Source organism: Pseudogemmobacter sonorensis (assembly GCF_042762395.1).
Taxonomy (GTDB): Bacteria; Pseudomonadota; Alphaproteobacteria; order Rhodobacterales; family Rhodobacteraceae; genus Pseudogemmobacter; species Pseudogemmobacter sonorensis.
Genome location: NZ_JBEFZE010000009.1, coordinates 109,398 through 125,094, shown reverse-complemented (window position 1 = coordinate 125,094; position 15,697 = coordinate 109,398). Strand labels below are relative to the sequence as shown.

General features: G+C 70.0%; 13 protein-coding genes. 8 read left to right on the top strand and 5 right to left on the bottom strand.

Annotated elements, in window-relative coordinates:
- Positions 1–21: 21 nt before the first annotated feature.
- The 5 genes from ABNX41_RS09415 to ABNX41_RS09395 form a co-directional block, all read right to left on the bottom strand.
- The gene (locus ABNX41_RS09415; protein ID WP_438669475.1) at positions 22–1,665 is read right to left on the bottom strand and encodes a flavin monoamine oxidase family protein; all 1,644 of its coding nucleotides are present in this window, start codon (positions 1,663–1,665) and stop codon (positions 22–24) included.
- 117 nt (positions 1,666–1,782) lie between these two features.
- Positions 1,783–3,147 carry a hypothetical protein gene (locus ABNX41_RS09410; protein ID WP_438669474.1) on the bottom strand — a complete coding sequence of 455 codons (1,365 nt, stop codon included), beginning with the start codon at positions 3,145–3,147 and terminating at the stop codon, positions 1,783–1,785.
- 59 nt (positions 3,148–3,206) lie between these two features.
- Complete coding sequence (locus ABNX41_RS09405; protein WP_438669473.1) at positions 3,207–4,424, bottom strand: pyridoxal phosphate-dependent aminotransferase; 1,218 nt, start codon at positions 4,422–4,424, stop codon at positions 3,207–3,209.
- 8 nt (positions 4,425–4,432) lie between these two features.
- Positions 4,433–5,419 carry a D-2-hydroxyacid dehydrogenase gene (locus ABNX41_RS09400; protein WP_438669472.1) on the bottom strand — a complete coding sequence of 329 codons (987 nt, stop codon included), beginning with the start codon at positions 5,417–5,419 and terminating at the stop codon, positions 4,433–4,435.
- An 82-nt stretch (positions 5,420–5,501) separates the two neighbouring features.
- Complete coding sequence (locus ABNX41_RS09395; protein ID WP_438669471.1) at positions 5,502–6,833, bottom strand: NAD(P)/FAD-dependent oxidoreductase; 1,332 nt, start codon at positions 6,831–6,833, stop codon at positions 5,502–5,504.
- Between the two features lie 285 nt (positions 6,834–7,118).
- On the opposite strand from ABNX41_RS09395, the gene ABNX41_RS09390 reads away from it, so the two are divergent.
- From ABNX41_RS09390 to ABNX41_RS09355, 8 genes are all read left to right on the top strand, one after another.
- Positions 7,119–8,057 carry a LysR substrate-binding domain-containing protein gene (locus ABNX41_RS09390; RefSeq protein ID WP_438669470.1) on the top strand — a complete coding sequence of 313 codons (939 nt, stop codon included), beginning with the start codon at positions 7,119–7,121 and terminating at the stop codon, positions 8,055–8,057.
- 160 nt (positions 8,058–8,217) lie between these two features.
- On the top strand, positions 8,218–9,705 hold the full coding sequence (locus ABNX41_RS09385) for an ABC transporter substrate-binding protein (protein WP_438669469.1): 1,488 nt from the start codon (positions 8,218–8,220) through the stop codon (positions 9,703–9,705).
- Between the two features lie 625 nt (positions 9,706–10,330).
- Entirely contained in the window at positions 10,331–11,248 is a 918-nt protein-coding gene (locus tag ABNX41_RS09380) for an ABC transporter permease (protein WP_438669468.1), read from the top strand.
- Entirely contained in the window at positions 11,248–12,216 is a 969-nt protein-coding gene (locus ABNX41_RS09375; protein ID WP_438669467.1) for an ABC transporter permease, read from the top strand. Before ABNX41_RS09380 ends, ABNX41_RS09375 begins: the two co-directional genes overlap by 1 nt.
- The gene (locus ABNX41_RS09370; protein WP_438669466.1) at positions 12,213–13,208 is read left to right on the top strand and encodes an ABC transporter ATP-binding protein; all 996 of its coding nucleotides are present in this window, start codon (positions 12,213–12,215) and stop codon (positions 13,206–13,208) included. The genes ABNX41_RS09375 and ABNX41_RS09370 overlap by 4 nt, the downstream gene beginning before the upstream one ends.
- Complete coding sequence (locus tag ABNX41_RS09365; RefSeq protein WP_438669465.1) at positions 13,205–14,182, top strand: ABC transporter ATP-binding protein; 978 nt, start codon at positions 13,205–13,207, stop codon at positions 14,180–14,182. The genes ABNX41_RS09370 and ABNX41_RS09365 overlap by 4 nt, the downstream gene beginning before the upstream one ends.
- On the top strand, positions 14,179–14,922 hold the full coding sequence (locus tag ABNX41_RS09360) for a TSUP family transporter (RefSeq protein ID WP_438669464.1): 744 nt from the start codon (positions 14,179–14,181) through the stop codon (positions 14,920–14,922). Before ABNX41_RS09365 ends, ABNX41_RS09360 begins: the two co-directional genes overlap by 4 nt.
- A gap of 9 nt (positions 14,923–14,931) precedes the next feature.
- The gene (locus ABNX41_RS09355; RefSeq protein ID WP_438669463.1) at positions 14,932–15,687 is read left to right on the top strand and encodes an SDR family NAD(P)-dependent oxidoreductase; all 756 of its coding nucleotides are present in this window, start codon (positions 14,932–14,934) and stop codon (positions 15,685–15,687) included.
- Positions 15,688–15,697 lie beyond the last annotated feature (10 nt).

The following is a 15,697-nucleotide window of genomic DNA, read 5'->3' as shown; positions in this document are numbered from 1 at the left end:
CGGCACGGCGGCCGAAGCACGCTACTCCGGCAGCGCCACCGGGCCGAGGCTTTGCCAAAGATCGCCGGGGCCGGGGTTTTCCGGGGCCGAGCGCCCGCCGAAATGGTTCATGATCCCCCAGACCGCGTTGAGCGCGGTCTGCACCGCGCCCTCGACCCAGGCGGGGGTGAAGCTCACCCCATCCCCCGCCATGAAAAGGCCGCGCTGCGCCGGATCCATGCCGTCTTGCATGAAATGGCCGAACATGCGGTGGTTGTAGCGGTAATGCCCCGGCAGCGCGCCCTTGAAGGCGCCGAGGAAATCCTCGTCCGATTCCCAGCTCACGCAGATCGGATTGCCCCGGATATGGCTGGCGATGTCGACGCCGGGATAGATCTTCGCCAGCGCGGCCAGCGCCAGCTCCACCCGCTTTTCGGCCGAATGCGGCAGCACCTTCAGCGCATCCGTCATCCACGAATAGCTCAGGCAGATCACGGCGGGGCGGTCGGGGCCGTTGTCGAAGAAATAGGTGCCCCGGGTGATGCGGTCGGTCAGCGTCATCGACAGCAGCGGCCGCCCGGTCGCGGGGTCGATGTCCTTCCAGAACGGCCGGTCCACCATGACGAAGGTCTTCGCCGCCTGCATGTAGCGCGTACGGTCCAGCGCCATCCAAAGCTTTTGCTCGAACAAGGCCTCGTCCACCGCGATCGAGGTGGTGAGAAGATGGCTCTGGCAGGTGACGAGGACCGCGCCGTAGCGGTCGGTCCGCCCCCAGCGGTCGGTGACGGCCAGATCCGCGCCCTCGCGCGCGATCCGCACCGCGCGCGACCGCGTGGCCCCGCCGTTCAGCCCGGCCAGCGTGGTGCCCCCCGGCCAATGCGCGCAATCCGCCGCATGGCGCCAGAGCCGGTGCAGCACCTGCTCCACGCCGCCCTTGATGTAGCGCTGGTTGTCGTCAAGCTCGGTCAGGTTGACCCGCAGGATCTCCAGCATCGAATTCGGGAAGTCGGAATCCCAGCCCCCGGTGCCGAAACCGACCTGGCCGAAAACCTCGCGATGACGGAAATCGAGCGCGCGGAACGCCTCGGAGGAAGCGACGAAATCGTAGAAGGTGCGCTCGTCCCAGTCGCGCACGATCGGGTTCCAGATCTCCTTGATGCGCAGGGCGTCGCGGGCGCGGATCGCGGCTTGCAGGTCCGAGAACCGCGCGCCTTCCTCCAGCGCGCGGCCATAGGCGCGGGCGACCTCGGCATAGAAGGGCGGCAGGTCGGCGGCGGTGCGGGCGAAGACCGTCTCGCCCTCAAGGTCGATCACGGTGGAACCCGCAGCCTCGGTCAGCGGGTTGGGGAAAGGCGCGCTTTCCGCGCCGACCCGGTCGACATAGTGGAAAAAGCCCCGCGACGAGACCGGAAAGCGCATGCCCCCCAGTTCGGCGATGACGCCCTCGCTGCCCTCGAAGGTTTCCGAGCGCAGCCGCCCGCCGAAACGACCCGATTCGTAGATCACCGGCCGCAGGCCAAGCCGCATCAGCTCATATCCCGCGACGATCCCCGCCGCGCCCGCGCCGATGACGGCCACCTCGCGCCCGAGCGCCTCGGGCGGCAGGCGGCCCAGGCCCCCGGGATGGGTCAGCCAGTCGTCATAGGCGAAGGGGAAATCGGGGCCGAAGGCGGTGACGGGACGCATGGAAGCCTCATTCTTTCGCGAAGGATGCAGCAGGGGACGGGACGGCAGGAGGAGGGGCGGCAGCGGCATGATACCGACCGGATCCGGGCCGGGGAAAGCCCCGGCGGCGCGGCCCGCTCACAACAGGACCAGCAGGGCGGCGACCAAGGCGCCCAGGCCCGAAAGCAGCGCCGCGAAGGGCGGATTCCAGCGCCAGGCCACCCGCTGCGGGTGGGTGCCGCAGGTCCGCGCGACCATCAGGCTCATCGCGCTGATGGGCGAGACCGCGATCGCGCTGGCCCAGCCCACCGCCAGAACCAGCGCCAGCGCCAGCGGATGCGCCTGACCCAGGGTGCCCGCGCCGAAAAGCTGCGCCGCGATCACGACGACGATGGAATTGGGCAGGAAACAGGCCGCGCAAAGCGGGATCAGCAGCGACAGCGCCACCAGCACCGGCAGCGCCATCGCCCCCGCGCCCAGACCCGCCAGCCCCAATCCCGCCGCATCGACAAGAAGCGCGATCACGGTGCCGATCACATTGGCCGACAGGAAGATCGCCGCCTCGCTGCGCATGTCGGTCAGGCCGGACAGGGTGGCGCGCAGATCGGCGGCGAAACCCTCGCTTTCGGGCGCGCGCTCGGCCGCCATCCAGAGCAGGGCGAAGACCGGCAGGACCGTGGCGCTGGAAAGGGTGAAGCTCATGCCCGAGACCTCATGCAGCGCGATCGCGGCCGCCAGGACCAGCGCGCAGACCGCCAGCAGAAGCACCAGCGGCCGGGCCGAAAGCGCCACGGCCCCGGCCGAAGCCGCATCCTCTTCCAGCGCGGCCTCGGGCGGCAGCATGGGCCAAAGCGTGGTCAGCAGCGTCGCAAGCGCCGCGAAACCCGCGGCCAGGGCCAGGAAGGCCAGCGGGTCCAGGGCCGGGATCCCGGCGATCACGATGGCAAAGCCCAGGCCCAGGGGCGACCAGACCGTCACCAGATCGGCGCCGCGCATCGCCCCCAGCACCAGCGCGCGGCGGCCGGGATCGTGAAGCGCCTCCTCGCCCGGGCGGCGCAGCAGGTCGCCGACCATGCCGATGATGCCGATGTTGAACAGCAGCGCCAGCCCCTGCGCCCCGGCGCCGACGGCGGCGAAGCGGCGGCGCGGCGGGCGCGCGACCAGCCAGCGCACCGCCGCCCGCACCGTGGCCGAGCGGCGCACGGGATGGCGCAGCATGCCCAGAACGGTCATCAGCGCGGCAAAGCCTGCGCCCTGTTCCACCGCGCGCCACAGGCCCGCCCCGCCGCCCCCGGGCAGCAGGCCCCAGACCAGCGCCCCGGCACCAAGCGCCAGCACCAGAAACAACTGCGCCATCGGCAAAAGCCGGGGAAACTGCCAGGCCGTCGCCCCCAGCATCAGCAGGACCGCCAGCACCACCGGCGCCTGCACCCCTGCAAGGCTGCCCGCGAGCAGCGCCACCAGCATGGCAAGCTGGATCCAGTTTATCGGCGCAACGCCCATTCCCGCTTCTCCGCGATTCCCGGCCCCGTTCCCCCCTTCCGGCGCCTCCTACGCCCGGATCAGGGCCGTGCCAATGTCGCGCAGGCCGCCTCGATGCGGTCGAGCGCCGCTTCCAGCTCGGCCGTCGAGGTGGCGTAGGAGATGCGGAAGAACGGCGAAAGCCCAAAGGCCGCGCCCGGCACGATGGCGACATGCGCCGTCTCAAGCAGCCAGGCGCAAAAGGCCCGGTCGCTCTCCAGCACCTCGCCCCCGGGGGTGCGGGCGCCGATCAGCCCGGCGCAGCCGGCAAAGGCGTAGAAGGCGCCCTCGGGCAAGCGGCAGGTGATGCCGGGGATGGCGTTCAGCCGACCGACCACCAGGTCGCGCCGCGCGCGAAAGCTTTCCGCCCGGGCCCGGATTTCATCCTGCGGCCCGTTCAGCGCCGCCACCGCCGCCGCCTGGCTGATCGAGGCGGGGTTCGAGGTCGACTGGCTTTGCACCACCGCCATGGCGCGGATCAGGGGCGCGGGCCCGGCGCCATAGCCTATGCGCCAGCCGGTCATCGCATAGGCCTTGGAGACGCCGTTCACGATCAGGCAGCGGTCGCGGATCCCGGGCTCCAGCGCCACCGGAGAGCGGCTTTGAAAGCCGTCATAGGTGATATGCTCATAGATCTCGTCGCTCATCAGCCAGACCTGCGGCGCCTCCATGAGCACCTCGATCAGGCCGCGCAACTCGGCCTCGGGATAGGCCGCGCCGGTCGGGTTCGAGGGCGCGTTCAGCATCAGCCAGCGGGTCCGGGGCGTGATCGCGGCGGCAAGCTGCGCGGGCGTCAGGCGGAAGCCCTCGGCCTCGTCGCAGGGCAGCAGCACCGGCACGCCGCCCGTGATCCGCACGATGGCGGCATAGGTGGTCCAGCACGGCACCGGGATGACGACCTCGTCGCCGGGATCGAGCGTGGCCATCATCGCATTGTAGATCACCTGTTTCGCCCCGGCGGCGACGCTGATCTCGGCGGGCGCATAATCCAGGCCGTTCTCGCGCCTCAGCTTGTCGCGGATCGCGGCCTTCAGCGCGGGCGTGCCGTCGAGGGCGGTGTATTTGGTGTCCCCCGCCCGGATCGCGGCGATAGCGGCCTGTTTCACGGGCTCGGGCGTGTCGAAATCCGGCTCTCCGGCGCCAAGGACGATCACCGGATGGCCCTTGGCGCGCAATTCGCCCGCCCGCGCGCCGATGCGCAGGATCTCCGAAACTTCGAGCGCGGCAAGCCGGGCGGCGGGTCTGAATGCGGTGGTCATGGCAGGCCTCACACGATCCGGTTGACCAGCGCATCGTCGCCCGACCACAGCCGGTCGAGATTGCGGCCGAGGATGTCGAGGACATTGGCCTCATAGCGCCGGGTCTCGCCCGCCGCATGCGGGGTCAGGACCACGTTCGGCAGGGACCAGAGCGGGGAATCGGCGGGCAGCGGCTCGACCGTGGTCACGTCCAGCCCGGCCCCGGCGATCTTCCCGGCCTCCAGCGCGGCGATCAGCGCCGCCTCGTCCACCACCGGGCCACGCGCGACATTGACCAGGATCGCCCCCGGCTTCAGCGCGGCGATCAGATCGGCCCCGATCAGGCCGCGGGTATCGTCGGTCAGCGGGCAGCTCAGCACCAGCACATCGGCTCGCCCGGCCAGCGCCCCGAGATCGGCGAAACCGTGAACCTCGTCGGCGGATCCGGCGCCCTTCGACGGATCGCGGCGGATGCCGATCACCTTCATGTCGAAGGCCCGCGCCAGCCGAGCGATGCGGTCGCCGATCCGTCCGGTGCCCAGGATGACCATGGTTTTCCCGGCGACCTCATCCTCGCGCAAGAGCGGATCGGTCTGCTCCGGCCGCCAGAATTTCGCATGCTGGTTGTCACGCGCCTGCGCCAGCCGACGGCTGACCGCCAGCATCAGCGCGATGGCATGCTCCGAAACCGCGTTCATGTTCACGCCCGCCCCGCTCGCCAGCAGGATTCCCTTGGCGCGAAAGGCCCCAAGGTCATACTGGTTGGTGCCCGAACTGACCGATTGCAGGTATTTCAGCCGGGGCGCGGCGTCGAGCAGGTCGTTGTGCCACAGGCCCGAGGCGACCAGCACGTCCACCCCCGGCAGCACGCGGCGCAGATCCTCGCGGTTCGAGACCTGGATCGTGTCGAATCCCGGGTGGAGCGCGTCGAAGATCGGCTTCATGTCATAGGCGTGATGGGCAAAGCAAAGCCTTGTCCCTTCCCGGGGGGGAAGGAAGCGGGGGGCATCGGTCATAGGGCAGGTCCTTCGTCTGCAAGCGGTTTTCGGCGGGCGGCACCCGGGCTGCGGCATGATGGCCGAAGTCGGGCGCCACGGCTCAGGCGGGCGGCATCGCATCCTCTTCCCGCCGGGTGGTGGCGCGCCGGAATCGGGCGGCCGAGAACGGGTCGGCCGGGATCGGCGGCGCCCTGCCCCCGGCCAGGGCCGCGACGATCGCGGCGGTCTTCGGCGCGCCGGCAAGGCCGACATGGCCATGGCCGAAGGCGTGGAGAACCTGGCCCGAGGCCCGCGCGCGCCCGATCACCGGCAGCCCGTCGGGCGTCGAGGGGCGATGCCCCATCCAGCGGATCGCCTTCGCCGCGTCGAACCGCAGGCCGGGATAGGTGCGGCGCAGGTTGTCGACCAGGATATCGGCGCGGCGCCAGTCGGGCGCGGCCTCGGTGGTGGCAAGCTCGACCTGGCCGGAGGCGCGCAGCCCCCCCGCCAGGGGGGTGTTGGCCATCTTGCCGTCGCTGGGCAGGACCGGACGCGCGGGCCCGCCATGGGCGTCGGGAAGCTGGACGTGATAGCCGCGCTCGCTGACCAGGGGCACGGCATCGCCCGCCGCCCGCGCCAGCCCGGCCGAGTGGATCCCGGCGCAGATCACCGCCCGGTCGCATTCAATCGCGCCCACCCCCGCCCCGGTCTCCACCGCCGACAGCCGCCCGGCGTCGATCCGGAAACCCGTCGCCGCCGCCCGGACATGGCGCGCGCCGCGCAGGATCGCCGCATCGGCCAGCGCCGCGACATATCCCGCCGGATCGCTGCAATGCGCCCCCGCCGCCACCACGGCGGCAAAGCGGTGACCGGGGCCAAGCGCGGGTTCCAGCGCGCGCAGGGCCTCGCCCTCGACCTCCTGCCATTCAAGGCCGTTCTCGCGCCGCAGCCGCCAGGCCAGCGCATCGGCCTCGAAGGCGGCGCGGTCGGGATAGGCGTAGACCAGCCCCTCACGCCGGATCATGCCGTCAAGCCCATGGGCCGCCGCCAGCTTCAGGTGCCGCTCGGGCCCGTCCTGCAAGAGGCCGCTCAGGATCCCGGCGGTGCGGCGCACCCGCGCCTCGGTCCGCCCCGCCGCCAGAAAGCGCCAGAGCCAGGGCACAAGGCGCGGCAGCGCGCGCCAGCGGATCGTCAGCGGGCCAAGAGGGTCCAGCAGCCAGCCCGGCACATTGCGCCAGACCCCCGGCATCGACATGGGAACGATCGAGGCCGGGCTGATGAAGGCGCCGTTGCCGTGGCTTGCCGCCTGGGTGCCCCCCGGCGCGCCGGGGTCGAGCAGCGTCACCCCCCAGCCATCGTCCAGCAACGCATGCACCACCGCCACCCCGACGATTCCCGCCCCGATGACGACGGCATGGCCGGGGTGGTGGATATGTCCGGGCTGGTCGCGCATCGGCATCCTCATCCTGGGCCCCGGAGGATCCGTTCCTCGGAGGGGCTGTTCCCCGCAGGCCTGGGCGCCCCAGAAGGGGGCGCCAGATCCGGCGAATTCATCGCATCGCGCACAAGGCAATGGCGGTCCGCACAAAAACCGGGCAGTTCGACCGGCGGCAGGGCCTGTCCCGATCCTAGACATCGGATCCGGTCGCGGGGAAATATTGAAAAGTGGTTCCGGCATGACTTTTCATCATTCCGCCCGGCGCCCCCTGCCCGTTCCCCGCCGGGCGGGGACCCCACCATGCGCCGCTTCATGCCCTCGCTCTCGGCCCTTCAGGCCTTCGATTCCGCCGCCCGGCACCTCAGCTTCACCCGCGCGGCCGAGGATCTGCTGCTGACCCAAAGCGGCATCAGCCGCCAGATCACCAATCTGGAAAGCTATCTGGGGCTGCGGCTGTTCGAGCGGCTCGGCTCGCGGCTGGTGCTGACCGAGGCGGGTAAATCCTATGCGCAGGACATCCGCCAGACACTCGACCGGCTGGAAGAGGTCTCGATCGACGCGGTGCGCGGGCGCAAGACCGACGCCTCGCTGATCCTTGCCGCCTATCCGACTTTCGCCCTGCGCTGGCTGATGCCGCGGCTGCGCCAGTTGACCGAGGCCTTCCCCGACGTGCCGGTCGAGATCGCGACCATCCCGCCCGGATCGGACATCGCGGATTCCGAGGCCGATATCTCGATCCTGCGCGGCGTGGGATCTTGGTCGGATGCCCGGATGCGCCAGATCTTTCCCGAGCGGCTGGCCGTGGTGGCGACGCCCGCCCTGGTCGCGCGCTGCGGCGCGGGCGAAGGCGGGATCGATTTCCGCCGCCTGCCGACCTTGCAGAACGCAAGCCGCCCCAGCCTGTGGCTGCAATGGCTGCGCGCGGCCGGACTGCGCTATGAGGGCGCGATCCAGGGAATGCGCCTGCCGCAAAGCGAGATGCTGATCGCGGCGGCGCTTGAAGGCCTGGGCATGGCCGTCGTCCCCGAGCATTTCGTGCGCGAGGAATTGCGCGAGGGCCGCCTGGTCCTGCCCTTCGGCCCGCCGGTCCCCTCGGGCGAGGGCTATTGGGCCGTGGTGCCCGAGGCGCGCGCCAACCGCCCCAACCTGCTGCCGCTGCGCGACTGGATCCTGCGCGAATTCAACGGGCGCGACGGTGGGCGAGACGGTGGGCGCGAAATGGAGGCCACCCGGGGCTGACATGAGAAAAAGTCATGCACGAACCACAATAAGAGGTTTCTCCCTGCCGAATATGACCCCATAGAGTTGATCTGTCAAAAGCACGGAGCCGCCTGGCGACGACCGGAAAAGTTGCAGGCGGTTTCCAGAAAACAGAACCAGCCAACAACAGGGAAACACGATGACCAACAGGATCTTTTCCAGAACTGCCGCACTTGCCCTGCTTCTGCTGTCGACGGCGGTCGGCTCGGCGCTGCGGGCGCAGGACATCACCATCGCCATCGGTTCCGAACCCTCCACCCTCGACCCGCAACTGCGCGACGACGGCGGAGAACGCCATGTCAACGACAATATCTACGAAACCCTGCTGGCCCGCACCCCGACGGGCGAGTTGGTCCCGGGCCTCGCCGTCGAGCTTCCCGTCCAGATCGACGAGCTGACCTGGCAGTTCAAGCTGCGCGAAGGCGTCAGCTTCACCAATGGCGCGCCCTTCGACGCCGAGGCGGTGGTGTTCTCGGTCGAGCGGGTGATCGACCCGGCGAACAATTCCGAGCAGATGGCCTATTTCGGCACCATCGCCGGGGCCGAGGTCGTCGACGCCCTGACGGTCAACATCAAGACCACCGGCCCCGACCCGATCCTGCCCTCGCGCATGTATTGGATGAAGATGGTCGAGCCCGGCCACACCGCCAGCGCCGATCTGGGCAGCGTCCCGGTGGGGACCGGCCCCTATGCGCTGGAAAGCTGGAACCGGGGCACCGACCTCAAGCTGGTCGCCAATCCCGATTACTGGGGCGAAGCGCCGCAGATCGAAAGCGTGACCTACCGTTTCGTCACCGAACCCGGCACCCGGCTTTCGGGCCTGATGGCGGGCGAATTCGACGTGATCACCAACCTTTTGCCGGAATTCACCTCTTCGGTGCCGAAATTCGCCGCCGTGGCGGGGCTTGAAACCTCGGTCTTCGTGATCGGCACCGACAATGCCGTCACCGGCAACGAAAAGCTGCGCGAGGCGCTGAACCTGGCCATCGACCGCCAGGGCATGGCCGACGGGCTGTTCATGGGCTATGCCCAGATCGCCAAAGGCATCCACATCAACCCCGCCGCCTTCGGCTTCAACGCCGACCTGCCCTATTACGAATACGACCCCGAAAAGGCGCGCGCGCTGCTGGCCGAGGCCGGGCTGGAGGGCGCGGCGATCACCGTCGTCGGCGAAAGCGGCCGCTGGCTGAAGGACCGCGAGCAGATCGAGGCGGTCTCGGCCTATTGGGCCGAAATCGGGCTGAACGTTACCACCGACATCCAGGAATTCTCGATCTATCTCGACAGCCTGATGGGGGACGGCCCGCGCCCGGACGCGATCTTCATCGCCAATTCGAACGAGCTTCTGGATGCCGACCGCGAGATGTCCTTCATCTATCACAAGGACGGGGCGGCGGCCTCGAACTCGGACGAATGGATGGCCGAGACCATCGATGCCGCCCGGGTCGAGACCGATCCCGCCAAGCGCCAGGCGATGTATGAAGAGGTGCAGGCGAAGATCCATGACCTGAACTATGCGATCCCGCTGTTCAACCTGCAGGACATCTACGGCATGTCCGACCGGATGGAATGGCAGCCGCGCGCCGATGCCAAGCTGATGGTGTCGGAAATGCGTGTGAGCGAATGAGAGCCCACGCGCCGGAGCCCTCATGCGCCCCCGGGGCGCGAGGGAAGGGCCCCGGCGCGCGCGGCCGAAGGGCGTATATCCCCGCCCCCGGCTCTGGCTCGCAAGCATCCGGGCCCGGGCGGAGGCGGGTTCCTTCCACGATCCGGCCGGTCCGCTTTCCGCCCGTTCCGTGCCGGTCCGATCCCCGCCGCCTGCGGGGCGTGGGCCCGACATGCCGCACTCCGTTCCTGTCGGCGCCCCACCCGGCCCGATGCCTCACAAACGGGTTCGGGGCCCGGATATTGCCCCGCACTTGCCAGACCACCCGCGCCAGATCACGCTGACCGAACCGCAGCCTGCCGCGGCGTATCCTGCACCCCAGCACCGAGCTTCGCCCGAACCGCACCGATGAACGCCCAGCCTTCACCCGCATATCCTTCCCCTGCCCCGGCCACGGCGCATCCCACGCCTGAGCGGTCGGCGGCTGCCCCACTGCAAGGCGCTGCCGCCGGAACCCGCTCGCCACTTGCAAGGCCTGCCCGCTCCGGCATCTGACAACCGCCTGTTCCGCCCGTATCCTCCTTTTCGCACCCGTCCCTGCCCCCGTTCCCCGCGCCCCCTTGCCAGGAAAGCCAGACCTGCCGTGTTGCCCTTCGTCCTTCATCGCCTGTTCCAGGGTGTCCTGATCGTTCTCGGGGTGACGACGACCGTCTTCGTCGTCACGCGGGCGTTCGGCGACCCGGTGAACCTGATGCTTCCCCTGACCGCCAGCGCCGAGCAGCGCGCCGCATTCGCCGCGCAGATCGGGCTCGACCAGCCGATCATCGTCCAGTATTTCCGCTTTCTCGGCGATATCCTGACGCTGGATTTCGGCACCAGCCTCTGGCAGCGCCGCCCCGCGGTCGAGGTGGTGTTCGAGCGCCTGCCCTACACGCTTCTCCTGATCCTGGCCGGGATCGGATCGGCGGTGCTGCTGGCCATTCCCCTGGGCGCCGTCGCCGCGATCCGGCCAGGCGGGATCGTGGACCGCACCGTGACCTCGCTGGGGCTCCTGGGGCTGGCGATGCCGCAATTCTGGCTGGGGCTGATGGCGATCATGGTCTTTGCGGTGATGCTGAAGTGGTTTCCCACCTCGGGCGCGGGATCGGCGCGCCATCTGGTGCTGCCCGCCGCCACCATGGCGCTGGCGCCGCTGGCGCGGTTCACGATGATGGTCCGCGCCAGCATGATCGAGGAATTGAACAAGCCCTATGTCAAGACCGCCCGGGCCAAGGGGCTGCAACTGCCGCGCATCCTGCGCCGCCACACCCTGCGCAACGTGCTGGTGCCCTATATCTCGATCACCGGGGTCGAGCTGGTGACCGGGCTTTCGGGCTATACCGTGGTGATCGAGACCGCCTTCGCCTGGCCCGGCCTGGGCCAGATGGCGGTGCAGGCGATCAACCGGGGCGACCTGTTCCTGATGCAGGCCATCGTCTTCATCGTGGCCGGGCTGATCGTGATGACGAACATCCTTCTCGACATCCTCTCCAAGGCGGTCGATCCGCGCATCGAGCTGAACTGATGGCCGGCGCCTCTTCCCCCGCCCCCGCCGCGCTTTCCCGGGCCCGCCAGACCGGCCTGCGCGCCCTGCTGGCCGAGCTGTGGCAGGACCGCATGGCCGCGATCGGCCTTGCCGTCGTGGTGCTGATCGTGCTGGCGGCGCTGCTCGCGCCCCTGATCGCGCCGCATCCGCCGCAGGCGCAGTCGATAACCAGCCGCCTGACCCCGCCGGTCTGGATGGAGCGCGGGACCTGGACCCATATCCTGGGCACCGACAACCTGGGCCGGGACGTGCTGTCACGGCTGATCTGGGGCGCGCGCGCCACCCTGACCGTGGGCGCCGCCACCTGCGTGATCGCCGCCGCCATCGGCACGGCCGTCGGCCTCTGGGCTGGTTATGCGGGGGGACGGGCCGATACGCTGCTGATGCGGATCGTCGATATCCAGATCGCCTTTCCCGGCATCCTGCTGATCCTGCTGATCGTGGGCGTGATCGGGCCCGGGGTCTGGACGCTGGTCCTGGTGCTGTCGATCACCAACTGGATGGTCTATGCCCGCCTCGTGCGCGGCATCACCGCCGCCACCCGCCAGAGCGCCTATGTCGAGGCCGCCGAGGTGATCGGCTGCCGCCCGGGCCGGGTGATCTTTCGCCATATCCTGCCCAATCTGGTCTCGCCGCTGCTGACGCTTCTGATCCTTGAATTCACCGGCATCGTGCTGGCCGAGGCGGCGGTCTCGTTCCTGGGCTTCGGGGTGCAGCCGCCCCAGGCCTCCTGGGGGCTCGATGTCGCGTCGGGGCGCGACTATCTCTTCATCGCCTGGTGGCTGGTCACCTTCCCCGGCCTTGCCATCGTGGCGATGGTGCTTTCGATCAACCTCTTCGCCAACTGGCTGCGCGTCACCACCGACCCGGAAGAGCGTGAAAAGCGCCACGCCCGCACGCTGGCCTCGAAACGGCGCGGCATCTTCCGCAGAAGGGACATAGCATGACCGGCCCGCTCCTGGAAATCGACGGACTCGAAGTGGATTTCGACACGAGGGCGGGAACCGTCCATGCCCTGCGCGGCGTCAGCCTGACGGTCGGGCGCGGCGAGGCGCTTGGCATCGTCGGGGAATCCGGCTCGGGCAAGAGCGTGACCGCCCAGGCGGTGATGGGGCTGATCGACCTGCCCGGCCGGATCACCGGCGGCGCCATCCGCTGGCAGGGTGCGCCGATCCTGGGCCAGGGCGCGGGCAGGCGCCCCCGCGCGGTCTGGGGCAAGGAGATCACCATGGTCTTCCAGAACCCGATGACCTCGCTCAACCCGCTGATGACGGTGGGCGACCAGATCGCCGAGGTGATGGAATTGCACATGGGCCTCTCGCATGAGGCCGCGCTCGACCGCGCCGCCGAACTGCTGGCCGCCGTGGGGATTTCCGGCGCGCGGCGCAGGCTCGCGCAATATCCGCACGAATTCTCGGGCGGGATGCGCCAGCGCGTCATGATCGCCATGGCCATCGCCTGCGAGCCGCGCCTTGTCATCGCCGACGAGCCGACGACGGCGCTGGATGTCACCATCCAGGCCCAGATCCTTGAGCTGATGGCCGCTCTGATGGAGCGGCTTGGCCTGTCGATCATCCTGATCACCCATGACCTGGGCATCGTCGCGGGCCTGTGCCAGCGCGTCGCGGTGATGTATGCGGGCCAGATCGTCGAGACCGGGCCGGTGGATGCGATCTTCGAGACCCCCGGCCATCCCTATACCCAGGGGCTGATCCGCTCGACCCCGCAGCTCGACGAGGTGGCCGACCGGCTGATCTCGATCGAGGGCACGCCGCCCGGACTGATGAACCCGCCCGAGGGTTGCCCCTTCATGGCCCGCTGCCCGATCCGCGACGCGGCCTGCGCGCGGCCCCAGGCCCTGCGGTCCATGGGGGCGGATCCGGGCCATACGGTCGCCTGCCACAAGGCCGGGGCCGACGCATGGAGGGGCGCGGCATGAGCGCGACGCTTTCGGTTTCCAGCCTGTCGATCGACTATGGCCTCGGCCCGGCGGGGTTCCTGCGCAAGCGCCGCTCGGTCAATGCCGTGGGCGGCGTCAGCTTCGACATCGCCCCGGGCGAGACGCTGGGCCTCGTGGGCGAATCCGGCTCGGGCAAGACCACGGTCGGGCGCGCGATCCTGCGCCGGATCCCGACCTCGGGCGGCCGGATCGTCTTCGAGGGCCGCGACATCACCCGGCTGGAGGGCGAGGACCTGCGCCGCCTGCGCGCGCGGATGCAGATCGTGCTGCAAGATCCCTATACCTCGCTCAATCCGCGCATGACCGTCGCCGACATCGTGGCCGAGCCGCTGATCGTCCATGGCCTGGCCGCCTCGGCGGCGCAGGCGCGGCGCGAGGTGGGCGACCTGCTGGACCGCGTGGGCCTGCCCGCCGATGCCGCCGGGCGCTATCCGCACAGTTTCTCGGGCGGGCAGCGCCAGCGCATCGGCATCGCCCGGGCGCTGGCGCTGAAACCCGCGCTGATCGTCGCGGACGAGCCGGTCTCGGCCCTGGACGTGTCGGTGCGGGCGCAGGTGGTGAACCTGATGCAGGATCTTCAGCGCGACCTTGGCGTGTCCTTCCTGTTCATCGCCCATGACCTGGCCATCGTTCGCCATATCTCGCATCGGGTGGCGATCATGTATGCGGGCCGCATCGTCGAGATCGCGCCGCGCGCCGATATCTACGACCGCCCGCTGCATCCCTATACCCAGGCGCTGCTCTCGGCGGTGCCGGTGGCCAATCCCCGGCTGCAACGCCAGCGGCGGCGGATGGTCCATCCGGGCGAAAGCGTCGATATCGCCAACCCGCCCACCGGCTGCCGCTTTCACCCGCGCTGCCCGCTGGCCACCGAACGCTGCCGGACCGAGGCGCCTCAGCTTCTGCGCCGGACGGGCGATCATCTGGCCGCCTGCTGGAACCTGGACGCATGAGCGGGGTCCTCGACGGCTGGTCGCTGATCTCGCTGACCGGGGTCGCGGCCATCGTGACGGTGTTCCTTGCGGGCACGGTGCAGGGCTCGACCGGGTTCGGCTTCAACATGCTGGCGGCGCCGGTGCTGGCGGTGCTGGACCCCGCCTTCGTCCCGGGGCCGATGCTGGTCATGGCCAGCGCCGTCTGCGTCGGCGGCGCGCTGGCCGAGCGGCAGAACGTCAACCGCAGCGACCTGGGCTTTGCCCTGGCCGGGCGGCTGATCGCGGCGGCGGCGGCGGCGCTTGTGGTCGGGCTTCTCAGCCCACAGGCCTTTTCGGGCCTTTTCGGCCTGGCGGTGTTGCTGGCGGTGGCGCTCAGCCTTGCGGGATGGAAGATCGTCACCCGGCCCTCGACCCTGTTCGGGGCGGGGCTGGTCTCGGGCTTCATGGGCACGCTGACTTCGATCGGGGCGCCGCCGATGGCCATCGTCTACCAGAATGCGGAACCGGCGCGGATGCGCGCCACGCTGAACGCCTATTTCCTGTTCGGCGGCCTGATCTCGATCGCGGCGCTGCTGCTCGCCGGGCGTTTCGGCTGGCGCGATCTGGCGCTTGGGGGCGCGATGATGCCCTTCGCGCTGGCGGGGTTCCTGGCCTCGGGCTGGGGGCGGCGGCTGATGGACCGGGGCCGCGTGAAACCCGTGGTGATCGCCGTCTCGCTGGCCTCGGCCGTCGTGCTGCTTTTCCGCGCCTTTACCTGAGGATCCGACATGAGCCAGCCCGTCCTTCTGATCACCGGCGCCGCGACCGGCATCGGCGCCGCCATCGCCCGCCGCATGGCCGGGCCGGGCGCGCGGCTGGTGCTGCACACCGGGCGCAATGCCGAGGGGCTTGAGGCCCTGGCGGCGGATCTGCGCGCCCGGGGCGCCGGGGTGGTGACCGCGCTTGGCGATCTGGCCCGGCCCGAGACCGCGCCCGCGCTGGTCGAGGCGGCCCGCGCGGGCTTCGGCGGGCTCGACCAGATCGTCTCGAATGCGGGCCGCGCGCAAAAGGCCCGGTTCGGCGAGGTCACGCCCGCCGATCTGCAGGCCGCCTTCGACCTGATGCCCATGGCCTTCCTACGGCTGGTCGACAGCGCGCTGCCGGATCTGCGCGCCTCGGCCCGGGGCCGCGTGGTCGCGATCAGCTCCTTCGTCGCGCATGGGTTCGGCACCAACGGGATGCTGTTCCCCGCCTCCTCCGCCGCCAAGGCCGCGCTGGAGGCGCTGGCGCGCAGCCTTGCGGTGCAGTTGGGTCCCGAGGGCGTGACAGTGAACTGCATCGCCCCCGGCTTCGTGCGCAAGGATGCGGGCGGACATGCCGCCACCACCAGCGCCGCCATGGAAAGCGCCGCCCGGATCACCCCGAACCAGCGCCTTGGCGAACCCGCCGACATCGCCGAGGCGGTGGCCTTCCTGCTCTCGCCCGGGGCGCGCCATGTCACCGGCCAGACCCTGCATGTCGACGGCGGGCTGTTGCTGCCCTGACCCCAACAGG